Here is a 12889-nt window from a genome sequence, read left to right as displayed (position 1 = left end):
AAAGCGGGCGATTAATTAAGCATCAAATTCTGCATAATATATAATTCTATCCACTTTTTTATCGTCTGATTTGAATTCTTCCATTTTATTTGATGTTTACTATCAAAAATTTTCTTCGTTTTGTCCACCAATATTATGTTTCATTTTTTGTCCCATGCTATTCGTAACATATCCTGCTACGTTTTCTTTCTTTTGCTCTCCGTTTGATAAATAGTTAATGTTTATCGAGCAGTCGCCTGTTATTTTAACCCAAGCAGTTTCACTTTCTCCACTTTCTAATTTATCAATGTGCCCACCACCACAACCAACAATATTTATGTTTGTCAAAGTTGTCTGTGTCGAATTTGTGAAAGTAATTCTCATTGTGTTGAGCAGAATAATTGTAAGCCAAAAATAAAAAAGTATTACAGGAATGTTAAGCAACATAAATCCACCAGTCATAAATAGTTTTTTCCTGTTGTCTTTGTCATTTAAAGCTTTCACTAAAATTGAAATTAATATTCCAAGGTTTACAAGGCCAGTTAATACTATAAAACCATAACCAAGAAAAAGTAGTTCGGATGAAGAAGTTAGGAAATAAAGTCCGAAAAGAACTGTTCCAAGTAAAAATGAAATTACTGCTGTTTGCCGTCCTAATTTTATGTATCGTTCTGTTGTCATATGCTTTGTGCTAACGCTTTGGTATTAAAGTGGGTTTGGTACTAAATTAAATCTATTTTCGGATCTGCAAAGTCATTTCAAATACAAAACTAACTTTCTCAAATCCGTTGTTGCAGCTGTTAGCAGTAGCGTATCAATCTTTAAGTTTGAAACCATCAGGTGCTTTCAATTTAGTCTTATCATACATATTTATATACAATGTCACCGTATCTTTTTTCCCTTTATATGAGACAGCATATTTATCTAACATTCCTCCGCCAAACGAACTGTTTTTTGTTTCGAAAGCACAACAACTGCCAAGTCTGCTAAATGATACTTCCTCTCCATTTGGTCCAGTCAATGAATTAAGATATTTTTTCTCATTTTTTGGGCCATCAAAATCACCGCCAACTTTTACAGCATTTTTTTCAGTATACCCATAAGTCGTGTCAACTGTGTTGGAATTCTTTGTAGAATTACAAGAATTTAATATTGAAACTACGGCAATTGCTAAAATTAATTTTCTCATATTATTTGTTTTAATTGATTTGTTCGTGGCGTATTACTGCTAACATTTCGGTACAAAAGCAGCCCGCTTATTATACTCATTTAATTAATTTGTAATCCTGAGTATCTGTATATTTGTCTGTAATCCATTGGCAAACGTATCCTTTCTCGTCCCATGAAACAACTCTAACTAATATTTGTGATGATGAAGATTGATCATTGTTTTTAAACGCTTTTTCATCAATTAAACCAAAAGTGTCCGGTGAAATAATGTTCCATGCTAAAAAGCGTTTCAATATCACGCTTCCACTTTCATCAGTATAATCCATTGCAATTTCTGTTCTTGTAAATCGGGTATGCGCTCCATTTGTTGAAATAAATTCTCCTTTTTTAATATAATCAGGAATCATAACAGTATCCGTATAAGGACAGTTAAACCAAGTATTTGAAATTACTGGATTTAAATCAATGGTTTGAAGTTTCAATGTTTGTATTTTATCAGAATTTGAAATTGTATTTAAGATATGAGAATTGAATAAAACATTGTCTTTAAAAATATAATCAATCATTAAAGATTTATTTCCGTTTGGATACATAATCATAAGTAACCTGAAATTCGTTTTGTCAAAAAAGTTCATGGTAGTATATCCATTGTCTGCTTTTGCATTTACTACAAAACAATCGAAGTTTTTAAATTTTTGGTCAGGTAATCGGGTTAATTGATATTTTAACTGTTTGTATCCATATTGAATTTGATTGTATGTTTTAAGCTTTACTTCCTCTTTTGATTGTACATCTGTAATGTGAGTAATTGAGCTTCCATCAACCCTGCTGATTTTTTCTCCGTTAAAGAAAGTGGTCTGCGGGGAATGACTCTTTGATAAAATACATTGAACGTATTTTTTGCCAGTATTCAGCTGCTCATTTATTATTGCTATTGTCTGATCTGGCTGAATAAGCAAGTAATTTATTTTACTTGATTCAATTTTTGAAATTCGTATTTCACCACCGCAAAAAATTAATGATGAATCTACAATTTGACTTGCGGTAAGGTCTTCTTGTTTCTGTCCGAACAAAAGTATTGGAACGAGAAAAACTAATATTATGAAATGTCTTATTATCAATTGTATCATTTTAAATTGCTGTTAACGTTCTGCTTCGGGAAAGTCTATTGCTCAAATCTGTTGTAAAAGCTATTATGAGCTGGCTATGTTATTCATAGCGTATAGAGAATTTATATTTTTTTTCTTTTGGATTATTTATGATGTAAGTTAACTTTTCTACAGATCTTGATGTGCAAACCAAATCTGAAACTGATTTAAATATTAAGAGAATTGAATCTTTTTTGATTTCAATATCTCCACTATATTCTCCACAAGCATTACTTTCAACATAATTAGTTACAAAAATCACATCATCTATGTATTGAGCTTTGATTTTTAATTTGGTTTTATCCAATAATTTTTCATAATCATCACTTCCCAATTCACCTAAAAACTTTGATTTAAAACTTATAAGATCTTTGTTGATTGTTTCCTCTTTTTTTGAACATGAAATCAACACTAAAAATAATATTCCGATAATATATTTCATAATCTTTTTTGCATAATTTTTGGTTAGATTGCTTTCAATTATGTCTATTGCAAAAATCCGTTGCACTGCTGTTAGTTGCAGATTTTTTTTATTTACAATATTCTTTTATTCCTTTTTCAGCATCAGGTTCACCATATTTTTTTGCGTTGTAATAATCTTCACAGAAATCGGGTATTCCGGTTTGTTGTTTTGCTTGAGCCCGAACCATGTAACCATAACCATATTTGGGATTTATTTTAATTGATTTACCAGCATCATCCAATGATTTTTGATATTGGCCCAGTTCCAAAAATAAAAATGAACGATAACCAAATGCTCTAAAAAAGTCCGGTTTCAATTCTAAAGATTTATTAAAATCTTTTTCAGCATCGGCATAATTTTTTAATTTTCTATAGCAAAGTCCTCTGTCAATATAGGGAACGTGATTTTCTGGATTTAGTGCAATACGTTTTGTTGAATATACTATTGATTTTTCAAAATTTTTCAAATCAAAATACAACAAACTTAAATTGTCATAAATTTGATCGAGTGCAGCTTTCGGAAGAGATAAAGCCTTGAGATAATCCTTTTCGGCATTTACATAGTCTTTAATTTGAAAATAGCAGTAACCTCGATTTAAAAAATTATCTGATTTTGCGGCCTTATTGTTTATCAACATGGTGTAAGCCGTAATTCCTTGTCTATATGATTTACTTACAGCAAACATATCTGCAGCAAATTGTAGTTTTTGATTTAAAGTACCATTACAAATTGAATCTGGGATTTGAAACGGATTTCGATGCCCTAGTTTTATTGCATATTTTCCATCTTTGCAAGCCGAATCAAAATTTAATAATGAGAAGTTAATTTTGGCTCTTGCAGAATACGCTCGTGCAAATTTGTTATCAAGATTAATTGCTTTATTAATCATTACCAAAGCTTTTTCGTTGTTGCCGTTTTCTGCCAAAAGAATTGCAAAGTTGTTAAATAATTCCGGGCTTTCAAATTTATTTGCGATAGCAGCCTGATAATCATTTTCAGTACTCTGTATATTTCCCAACTGTTGGTTTACAATACCTTTCCAGTAAAAATATTTACCCGCTTTTTTAATCTCTACAGCTTTTTCAAATGCTTGCAGTGCTATATCAAGTTTATCAATTTTATTATTAAGCATTCCTTTTTCAAAATACAACTCTGAATCGTTTGGATTTAATTGAATTGCTTTATCAATACTGGATGAAGCATCTTCGTATCTAAAAAAAACAAATGAAGCCTTTGAATATCTAAGCCAATAATTTGAATTATTCGAATCTTTTGAAAAATCTTCTTTGAGTTTTTTAATTGCGTTCATCGAGTTAATCATTGAATTAGTCTCGATTAAAGAATCAATTTCATGGTATTTAATATCTTTTTGTGCTTGTAATGTTATGCTAAATAGTATTAAAATTATGAATAGTTTTTTTTTCATTTTTATTTTTTGTGTGAAATTTGCAACAAAGGTGTTGCCGCTACTGGGGTTTGGAAACTAAATTAAATTTATTGTTGCGATTTAATCAATTGATAACAAATACAAGGCAAACTTTCCAGAAAGTCAATCCCTAAATGTGTTATAATTGCTGTTACGAACTGGGGTTTATGCTTTTGCAAGTCTTCGGAGTTTACCTTTTCCAATTATTAAATATAATTGAAATAAATCATCACCATATTTATATTTTTTGTTGTATCTTTTAACATTCACCTTTTCCTTCTTTAAGAACCTCGAGTTTATAAAGTCTCTGCTGCAAAATAAATTTAGTCCATGAAAAAATATTTTTTTATCATTAATATTCAAATACCCGTCATTTGATTTCATATTTTCAAGACTATATAAATTATTCTCATAATTGATTTCAAAAAGACATTCGCTACCATCTTCGTAAAAATTTATGTGGAATTCTTTTACTTCGCTATTTGTCACTTCATCAGCGTGTTTTAAATATTTTTCGAGTTCTTCCATCATACTTCTTGATTTTACAGCCTTTATATTCTCAGTAGATTGAGAATTGTTTTTTTCATTATTACAAGAAAAAAATAATATAAAAACAAATAAAAATCTTCTATACATATGTTTTGCACTTTTTGGGCTTAATGATAACGTTCTGGAGCTTCACTCTGATTTACTATTTAATAGGAGATTGATATTTGTCCCAAAATGTTTTATTATAATCGACCTTATCGAAAATAGTTTTCTCTTGTTTGTATGTGAATTTTTCGACTTGAAGGATATTAAAATCATTCAAAATTGATTTTACAATAACTTGAAATGGCTTAATACGGTTATTTTTGTCTGTTATATTACCATAAATCTTATTTTCGACCTCACTTATATAATAAAGTCCATTTGCCTTTTTTAAATTTGTTTCTGTAATTTCTAACGTAGATTCTTTTTGGACATAATTTTCAGGCCAGCCCATTAACTCTAATTTTTTATCAAAACTGCTGTCGTATTTTTTAATGTCCCATTTCTCAATTACTTTTACAATAGCATAATCGTCCTTGTTTATGTAAAGCGTTCCCGAAAAATCACATAAAAAATTTCTGTGTGTATAACTATATTGATCCCTAAGTGTAGAAAAATTAATTACATAAACCTCTTTGCCGTCATACATTATATCGTCATCTTCCTTAAAAACAAATTTTTTAAATTTCTTTTCATTCAAATATTGACTAAATTTTATGGGATTACCTACATAAACGTGATAAAATGGACCTCGCAAACTTTTTGGATTGTATCCGTTTTTTATATTCCATCGTATTTCTTGAATCTGGGTGTAATTTCGGATATCTTTATCATAACCTAAGTCATATTGTTTTGCAATAAAATCTAGGTTTAACGTCGTTGTATCCTGAACTTTAACATCAATATTTGAAATTAATTGCGAATTGAAATCTTTTGAAGGATAGTTTTTGATTAAATTTTCAATTACGTGTTTTACTACAGTATAAGGGTACTTTCGGCCACGAACAATGACTTCATCTAAAGCAATTCCTTTTTTATTAACCTCTTTTTGGATCTCTTCAACTGGTCTAAGATTTTCATTGCTTGTAAATCTGCTTTTGTTTGTTGTCTCTAGTTCGTTTTCATTTTTAGGAATTGAAGTAGATTGACTTACTTTATTAAAATAAAAATAACCATCGTGAATGGAGTTCAATTTTACTTCAACAAAAACTTCAGGACTGAATAATCTATTTAATTGTGGTTTCTCCATTTCATCTTGTTTTGATGAAATAAACATATGAGCCTTGTTTTTACTTCTCAAATAATATTCAAAAGATTTTTTATCGATTACTGTGGTATTCCATTTTCCTCCAAGATAAACGGAGTCGGCTGCAGTAACAGCCGCAAAACTGTACATCTTTTCTTTTAATTCTTTTTTTACATAAGATCCCATCGGAACAAAATCTTTGATAATTGGCGCCGTTACAGAAGACATATCATTGACAAAATGTTGATTTGCACCCCAGCATATTATCTTTTCATTTGGATGATTTTTAATATATTCCAATAGATTATCAGCCATTTGTTTATCTCTAATATTATCCTTAGAACCGGTATGAAAAGGGCTTTCAATTTGTGGCTTTTTAAAATAACATTTTTCACCGAGCGAAAGCAAGCTCTTTACTATCTGCGTCCAATAAAAACTGGTTTCTGTTTTAGGCTTTTTAGTAATTGCTTTTAGTAAATTTTCAAAAGATGATTTATACTGGCTGTAAGTGATATCATTTTCATCAAAAACATAGGAGTAATTGATTGATTCAATCAGCAATTCTAAATCTCCTCTTTCTAGTTTCAGTTCTAATTGGTTCTTTTCACAATATTCATACAGATCAATGAATAAGTTTTCATCCCCATATTTTCCTGAAATTTGACTATCAAATCCAAATAGCTTTAAATTTGATTTATTGGCGTCATAAAATTGAACAAAACTTTGAAATTCATTGGTATTGGACCAAATGGTAAATAAAGAATTTTTAAAAGCCAGCTGTACATTTGCCCCTTTTTTAATTTCATTCTCAGCTTTCCAAACGTCATACACGCCAGATTCGAATGCAATGGTTGTAAACCCAAGTTCTTTGTACAAATATTCAATAATCTTAGTTTTCATCTCAAAAACATTTCCATCAAAATGTGATTTCTCTCCCAACATGAGCACTTGTACGCCTCTTAATTCTTCTTTTAAAAAAGAGAAATCCTCATTAGATGGATTCTCGGGCAAATTCAAGACTTTTGGATTGAAATTTTGTGCATTACCGATTGCGTAAAAAACACTACAAAGTATTATTAAAAATGTTCTTTTCATTTTTAGATTAGGGGTTTTTGGTTTGGTTATGTTAAATATATTTAGGTATTATTTTAATTTTTTCATTCCATTTAAATTTGGAAAAAAACTCGTTTATGCATTATTTGATAGATAAGAAAATGCTTTTCATGTCAATTTGCTCATAAGTTTTAAACTAATTTAAATGCAAACGAAACTAATCATTTTTATAAATAGAAACCTACTTTTATCAAAATAGAAATGAAAAAAAATATAAACGACTTATTGAAAAACAAGTAGATTTTTTTTCTTTTATATTAATTATACATCTGTAATCCTTAAAATTCAGGAGGTATTTGCAGGTTAATCTTGTGTTTTAAGTTCGTTTCTTTCATGATCTATATTTAAATTATTTTTCTTTTGCCGTAATGCAATTTGTCCTATTTTTATCACAAGACTACAGTTGAAAAAAATAAGCTAAAATAATTATCAAAAGAGAATATTAAACTCTAAAAATTGAAAGCACAAGCGGTACATTTATTAATATATTCAATTACAAATTATTACGAACAGATCTGTATTTAGAATCGAATAACCTATATCTAATATGTTTATGAATAATAAAAATCTGATACCAATTTTCACAATCCTATTGTTATTTTTCTTCACCTTTAAAATTCAGGGACAAAGCTTTGATAATAACGGAAAGGATAGTTTAATGCTGTATAATAAAATGCTTTCAGAAAAACAGCTGCGAGAGGATCTTAAAATACTCCTTGCCATAAACGAAAAAGTAAATTCGGGCTTATACCAATACCGCTCTAAAAAACAAATAGACAGCATTTACAATACAACCATTAAAAGTATTAAAAAGCCAATGCGCGTTACCGAGTTTTACAAAATAATGCTCCGCCTGGCCGATTTTGAAGGAAGTGTACATAACTATACTATTCCTGATCTCGATTTAATAAATTTTCTGAAGCGACAAAAATCATTTTTCCCTTATCCTCTTGTTTATATTAACGGACAAATTATTTTTGATGGTCAATCATCTGATATACCACCTGGATCGAGGATAAGAAGTATAAACGGAGTAAATGATGTACAATTAATGCAGTCTTTTTATAAATATTATACAGCAGATGGTTTTAACATTACAGAAAAATTATCGGCCAGCGTAAATAAATCGTTTGGTATAAACTATCTGCTGGAATATGGTCTTTGCGATGAATTTATCATAGAATACAACTCACCAAAATCTGAATCTCTTCAAAAAAAGGTGCTTCCCGCAGTAACACTCAACCAAAGAGAAATAAATATTAAAAATAGATTTAGTGCTTCTGTTACAGAATTGATAGATTTTAAAAAACAGCCTGCTTATAGCTTTCGCATGCTTAATGCGACTGTAGGTTTATTAAATCTAAGATCTTTTGGTATGGCATACGGATCAGACGATCCGAAGTTTAAGACGTACGTTCAATTTTTAGACAGCGTTTTTACAGGACTGGACAAAAACAAGGTTTCTAATCTTATAATTGATGTTAGAAATAATCCCGGAGGCAGTGATCCCAACTTTGAACAGCCCGTAATGTACCTCACAGATAAACCATTCAAAGAAAATGTAAAGGCTTCTATAATCTTTGACCCCAACTTTTTACCTTACGAAAAATATTTCTGGGGCGTTTCAACCTCAGAACGAATAGATAGTGTTTCCAAAAAAATGGGGAAAGAATACTTAAAAGATGTTTATCCTGTTTTTAAAAACAATATAAGCCTGCAAAACCAAAAATACAATCCGGTTTATCATCCTAAATCACCCATCTTTAAAGGAAATCTTTATCTTTTGATTAATGAAAATGTGGCTTCAGCTGCTTCACATTTTGCTTCTCTGGTAAAAGGGTATGTTCAAAATGTTGCCATTATTGGTGTAGAGACTGTTGGCGGCTATTATCTTCATAACGGACATACACCACTGGTCTATGAGCTTCCTAATTCAAAGATAAAAACACAATTTTCAATTGTAAATCTAGTGCAGGATGCTCCAAAAAAAGACAATCAGCCAGAAGGTCATGGTATTATTCCAGACTATGAAGTTTGGCCATCTCTAAATGATTTTTTCGAACATAAGGATACACAAATGGAATTCACTCTGAAACTTATAAAAATGAAATAATTTGGATTTTCTATACTTCCAAAACCAATAGAAAGCTTTTGAGAAATCTGGAGCTTTTTTGTTTTTGACTTCTTTTTGCAAAGCTGTTTTTTACTTGATTTAGATTGCAGTACAAAGTAAACACACATTCGCACAGCTTTTGTGAGAGCGCTTCCGGAAATGGATATTTTAGTTAATCATTTCTTAATCTGCTAAGAAAATGATGTGTTATTGGTATAAATTCGTCTTATCAATTCTTATGCAAAAGCTCTGTTTTTAAAAATTGACTTATAAACCTGATACCCCAAAACAAATCTTATAAACAACTTTTATATTAAAAAATTGATTTATACAACACTTTTAAATATTGCGATTTTCCAGGGAATAATTCTAGGCTTAATTTTCTTAAAGTCTTCCATATTCAATAGTAACTCAAATAAATATCTGGCATGTTTACTATTTACACTTTCAATTATTTTACTGAATCATGTTTTTGAGGTTGAAGGCGCCTTTATTCCCTATCCGTTTCTTCGTTTTATTGATCACATCGAGTGGGTATTTCTAATTCCTGCTTTCCTATTCCTGTTTATTTTAAAACGTGTTGACAATAATGTAAAAAGCAGACAAAAATCTTATTTGTGTTTTATTCCATTTGCCTATTCTGCTCTCCTTAATATTACATACGATCTTGATCGTGTGGCAGGAATTTATACTATTCCTGAATCAGGCATCAATCTAATCAAAATACTGGGGTTAATTCAACTTATTTTTGCCGTTGCATTCATCCCTTTCCTATTGATTTACTCTTATTTTATGATAAGACATTTTAAAGATTCACAGGAAAAAAAATGGATAATCATCTTATTAACAATTATTTCTTCACTGTTATTTACGTGGCTTATTACCTGTCTAGCCGGCTTATTTCTTGAATATGACATCTCTTTTACTATGAACATCCTGGCTTTATCCGCAACATTTATAATTCATTGGACCGCTTACATAGGGGTTTACAAATATAAACTAGCCAAAAACAAAGATGCCGTTTACAATTTTTTAAATACAGATTTAGCTATTTCGTATAGCAATCTTAAAATTGTAGAAAATAGTACATTAGAAGAATATCGGGAATCTATAACGGCAGATAATCTTTATTTTCAAAAACTGGAAATACTTTGCAAAGAGCAGCAAATTTATACTGATAGTACATTAAACAGAGAAAAGGTTGCAGAAAAACTCGGCATAAGTGCTGGATATGTTTCACAAATTGTAAACACGATAACAGGAGATAACTTTGCCAATTATATTAATCAATATCGGGTTGAAGCTGTAAAGGAAATGATTTCAAATTCTGAATTTGATAACTATAATTTGCTGGCAATGGGATTAGAATCTGGTTTTACTTCAAAAACTACTTTTTATAAAACATTTAAAAAAGTTACTGGTCAGACGCCAAATGAATATAAAAATACCCGCAGATAAGTACCAGTTTATCCATTTTTAAGCTTTTGAAACCTTTACTAATTTTTCTTATGTGAATTTTGGATTATATAATTTAAATCACATTTATGAAAAAGAACTTTTTACTACTGATCATTTTGTCTGCCTTTTATTCTGTTAATGCTCAAAATGAAATCGAACCCAATCAAAAGAAAAATGAATTAAAATTAAATGTCTTATTAATTCCGACTGGTGTACTTGAAGGAACTTATGAAAGGAACTTAAACCAAAAATCTTCACTAGGTGTCTCTGTTTTTACTGTGTATGGCAATACAAAAAATGAAAAAGATTTAAATTATTCTGTTTCACCATACTATAGAAGATATTTTGGAAAAAAATTTGCTTCTGGTTTCTTTGCCGAAGGTTTTGGAATGTTAAGCTCAATTGACGGAAAAAAAACATATGATATAAATGATCATTCTATATTTACTGAAGGTGCTGATGTAATTGATTTTTCTCTTGGTATAGGTTTAGGAAGTAAATGGGTTACTAAAAGCGGCTTTATATTTGAAATTAATGCCGGTTGGGGCAAACTGTTATTTAATGCTGATAAGACTGACCACACTCAAATTGCGAGATTTGGTTTTAATTTAGGTTATAGATTTTAATACCATAAAACATCAAAACATCCCTTTTTAAGTGGTGTTTTGACGTTTATATCTTTATATTTCATTAGAATTGACTGTTTACAAATTGTATTTATTGAATTTTAACAAGAATTATAACGGCTTTATTTCCAAATTAAATGTAATATTTAAAATTTCATATTCTTTTAAAAAAGCTTACACTTTAAAAATTAAACCTTTAACTTTTTTCAGAATAATTAAGCAAAAGTTTTTTTTGAAATCCTTTTGCGCATTATAAAATTAGTTGCATTTTTGCACCCGCATAGAAAAACAGGCCCGTTCGTCTATCGGTTAGGACGCATGGTTTTCATCCATGTAAGAGCGGTTCGATTCCGCTACGGGCTACAAAGAAAAAGCTTCAGAGAAATCTGAAGCTTTTTTTATTTAGTTTTTTTCAACATTTTATGTCTTTGCTTATCAGATTCTTTTTCAAAGATTAGACTAATTTATCCAAAGTAAACCTTTAAAAAGTATTTTAGCATGCTGTAATTTTAAAAATTAAAATCGACAGTATAGAGTTTCAAAGGTTGTGCTTTTCCTCTTAAATGTATTTCTCCTTTATGATTATAAGTTACCGCAAAGTTTTCGGGCATAACGTTTTTAATCGCTTCAGAAACAACAAAATCATGATTTAAATCGTTGCATTTGCATTGAATTCTTGAGGCTGTATTAAGAAGATCTCCATGATAAACAATCTCTTTTTTTATTTTTCCGACCCATGTCGTCACAGCAGTTCCAATGTGCATTCCTGCTTTAAATTTTGGAATTAGATTATATTTCTTGAGATAATAATTTTTTCTTGATTCTATAGATTTCCTGAGAAGATAAAAACAATAAAGGCATCGCTGATCTTTAAGTCCAATCGATGTTTTCCATGTTAGAATAATCTCGTCTCCAGCATATTGATAAATTTCTGCCCGCGAAGCAAGTATTCCGTCGCTAAAATCATTAAAAAGATCTTGCAGTAATTGACTGTACAAAATATCTCCCAATTCTTCGGCAATAGTTGTTGAGGATTTTACATCAACAAACATAAAAATTCTTTCTTCCTGAACGGGACTATGATAGCGTCCTGTGAAATAATTATAAAAAAATCTAGAACTTAATAAACTGCTGACTTCCAAAAATAAAATTAAAAATATAGAGGCACAAAGAGAAAAAAAGAAATCGCCTGCCAAACGAGCACGAACATAATTTCCTAATCCTTCTCTGTCTAAATTTTGCCCTAACAATTCTGTAAATCCAAACACAAAAAGAATTAATAATATCAATATACTAATACTATATATAAATGCTTTTAGCGCCATTACTGCTAAAAATGGATATGAATTTAATTTAAAAAGCACATTCTCAAAAACGATTACAATAAATCCTATGGAAACTCCAATCATAATACCCGGCAGAAAACCAAAATGTTTATAAGTGGCAACAGCATCTGTGATTATTCCATAAAACAATCCTAATACACCGCCAATAATTACAGCTTTAAAAAATATATTGTATTTTCTAAAAAAAGGGATTTTAGGTAAAGTCATATTTAGGAATTACTTTTTATAAATTTATTGATCAAACCAAAACCAGTACTTTTATTATAAATG

General features: G+C 29.8%; 11 protein-coding genes and 1 tRNA gene. 4 read left to right on the top strand and 8 right to left on the bottom strand.

Annotation, left to right across the window (positions count from 1 at the left end; all coding sequences use genetic code 11):
- Window positions 1-102 precede the first annotated feature (102 nt).
- From B0A68_RS02005 to B0A68_RS01975, 7 genes are all read right to left on the bottom strand, one after another.
- A complete protein-coding gene (locus tag B0A68_RS02005) occupies window positions 103-660 on the bottom strand; it encodes a hypothetical protein (RefSeq protein WP_035685167.1) in 558 nt (185 codons plus the stop codon).
- Between the two features lie 133 nt (window positions 661-793).
- On the bottom strand, window positions 794-1168 hold the full coding sequence (locus tag B0A68_RS02000) for a hypothetical protein (protein WP_035685170.1): 375 nt from the start codon (window positions 1166-1168) through the stop codon (window positions 794-796).
- A 76-nt stretch (window positions 1169-1244) separates the two neighbouring features.
- Window positions 1245-2279: a hypothetical protein gene (locus B0A68_RS01995; RefSeq protein WP_123947468.1), complete on the bottom strand. Its 1035-nt coding sequence runs from the start codon at window positions 2277-2279 to the stop codon at window positions 1245-1247.
- A 79-nt stretch (window positions 2280-2358) separates the two neighbouring features.
- Window positions 2359-2739: a hypothetical protein gene (locus tag B0A68_RS01990; RefSeq protein ID WP_123947467.1), complete on the bottom strand. Its 381-nt coding sequence runs from the start codon at window positions 2737-2739 to the stop codon at window positions 2359-2361.
- 88 nt (window positions 2740-2827) lie between these two features.
- A complete protein-coding gene (locus B0A68_RS01985; RefSeq protein ID WP_035685176.1) occupies window positions 2828-4186 on the bottom strand; it encodes a tetratricopeptide repeat protein in 1359 nt (452 codons plus the stop codon).
- Window positions 4187-4351: 165 nt separating this feature from the next.
- Entirely contained in the window at window positions 4352-4717 is a 366-nt protein-coding gene (locus B0A68_RS01980) for a hypothetical protein (protein ID WP_123947466.1), read from the bottom strand.
- 160 nt (window positions 4718-4877) lie between these two features.
- A complete protein-coding gene (locus B0A68_RS01975) occupies window positions 4878-7058 on the bottom strand; it encodes an erythromycin esterase family protein (protein WP_035685179.1) in 2181 nt (726 codons plus the stop codon).
- A gap of 571 nt (window positions 7059-7629) precedes the next feature.
- On the opposite strand from B0A68_RS01975, the gene B0A68_RS01970 reads away from it, so the two are divergent.
- The 4 genes from B0A68_RS01970 to B0A68_RS01955 all read left to right on the top strand — a co-directional run bounded on the left by B0A68_RS01970 (window position 7630) and on the right by B0A68_RS01955 (window position 11636).
- Window positions 7630-9189, top strand: a complete 1560-nt coding sequence (locus B0A68_RS01970) for a S41 family peptidase (RefSeq protein ID WP_051892642.1) — start codon at window positions 7630-7632, stop codon at window positions 9187-9189.
- Between the two features lie 321 nt (window positions 9190-9510).
- Window positions 9511-10647, top strand: a complete 1137-nt coding sequence (locus B0A68_RS01965) for a helix-turn-helix domain-containing protein (protein ID WP_035685181.1) — start codon at window positions 9511-9513, stop codon at window positions 10645-10647.
- 86 nt (window positions 10648-10733) lie between these two features.
- Window positions 10734-11273, top strand: a complete 540-nt coding sequence (locus B0A68_RS01960; RefSeq protein WP_035685183.1) for a DUF3575 domain-containing protein — start codon at window positions 10734-10736, stop codon at window positions 11271-11273.
- 291 nt (window positions 11274-11564) lie between these two features.
- Window positions 11565-11636 (top strand) — tRNA-Glu (locus B0A68_RS01955).
- Window positions 11637-11782: 146 nt separating this feature from the next.
- Here the strand turns inward: B0A68_RS01955 and B0A68_RS01950 are convergent.
- A complete protein-coding gene (locus tag B0A68_RS01950; RefSeq protein WP_035685185.1) occupies window positions 11783-12826 on the bottom strand; it encodes an adenylate/guanylate cyclase domain-containing protein in 1044 nt (347 codons plus the stop codon).
- Window positions 12827-12889: the final 63 nt, after the last annotated feature.

The sequence above is a fragment of the Flavobacterium reichenbachii genome, from assembly GCF_002217435.1.
Lineage (GTDB): Bacteria > Bacteroidota > Bacteroidia > Flavobacteriales > Flavobacteriaceae > Flavobacterium > Flavobacterium reichenbachii.
Note: the sequence above shows the minus strand (reverse complement) of the source record. Positions and strands in the feature narration are given on the sequence as shown.

What these genes read in the sequence shown, in the direction of transcription:
- B0A68_RS01970 (WP_051892642.1), top strand. Translation starts at nt 7,630, where the DNA reads ATGAATAATAAAAATCTGATACCAATTTTCACAATCCTATTGTTATTT.
- B0A68_RS01985 (WP_035685176.1), bottom strand. Translation starts at nt 4,186, where the DNA reads ATGAAAAAAAAACTATTCATAATTTTAATACTATTTAGCATAACATTA.
- B0A68_RS01960 (WP_035685183.1), top strand. Translation starts at nt 10,734, where the DNA reads ATGAAAAAGAACTTTTTACTACTGATCATTTTGTCTGCCTTTTATTCT.
- B0A68_RS01950 (WP_035685185.1), bottom strand. Translation starts at nt 12,826, where the DNA reads ATGACTTTACCTAAAATCCCTTTTTTTAGAAAATACAATATATTTTTT.
- B0A68_RS02005 (WP_035685167.1), bottom strand. Translation starts at nt 660, where the DNA reads ATGACAACAGAACGATACATAAAATTAGGACGGCAAACAGCAGTAATT.
- B0A68_RS01990 (WP_123947467.1), bottom strand. Translation starts at nt 2,739, where the DNA reads ATGAAATATATTATCGGAATATTATTTTTAGTGTTGATTTCATGTTCA.
- B0A68_RS01980 (WP_123947466.1), bottom strand. Translation starts at nt 4,717, where the DNA reads ATGATGGAAGAACTCGAAAAATATTTAAAACACGCTGATGAAGTGACA.
- B0A68_RS01975 (WP_035685179.1), bottom strand. Translation starts at nt 7,058, where the DNA reads ATGAAAAGAACATTTTTAATAATACTTTGTAGTGTTTTTTACGCAATC.
- B0A68_RS02000 (WP_035685170.1), bottom strand. Translation starts at nt 1,168, where the DNA reads ATGAGAAAATTAATTTTAGCAATTGCCGTAGTTTCAATATTAAATTCT.
- B0A68_RS01995 (WP_123947468.1), bottom strand. Translation starts at nt 2,279, where the DNA reads ATGATACAATTGATAATAAGACATTTCATAATATTAGTTTTTCTCGTT.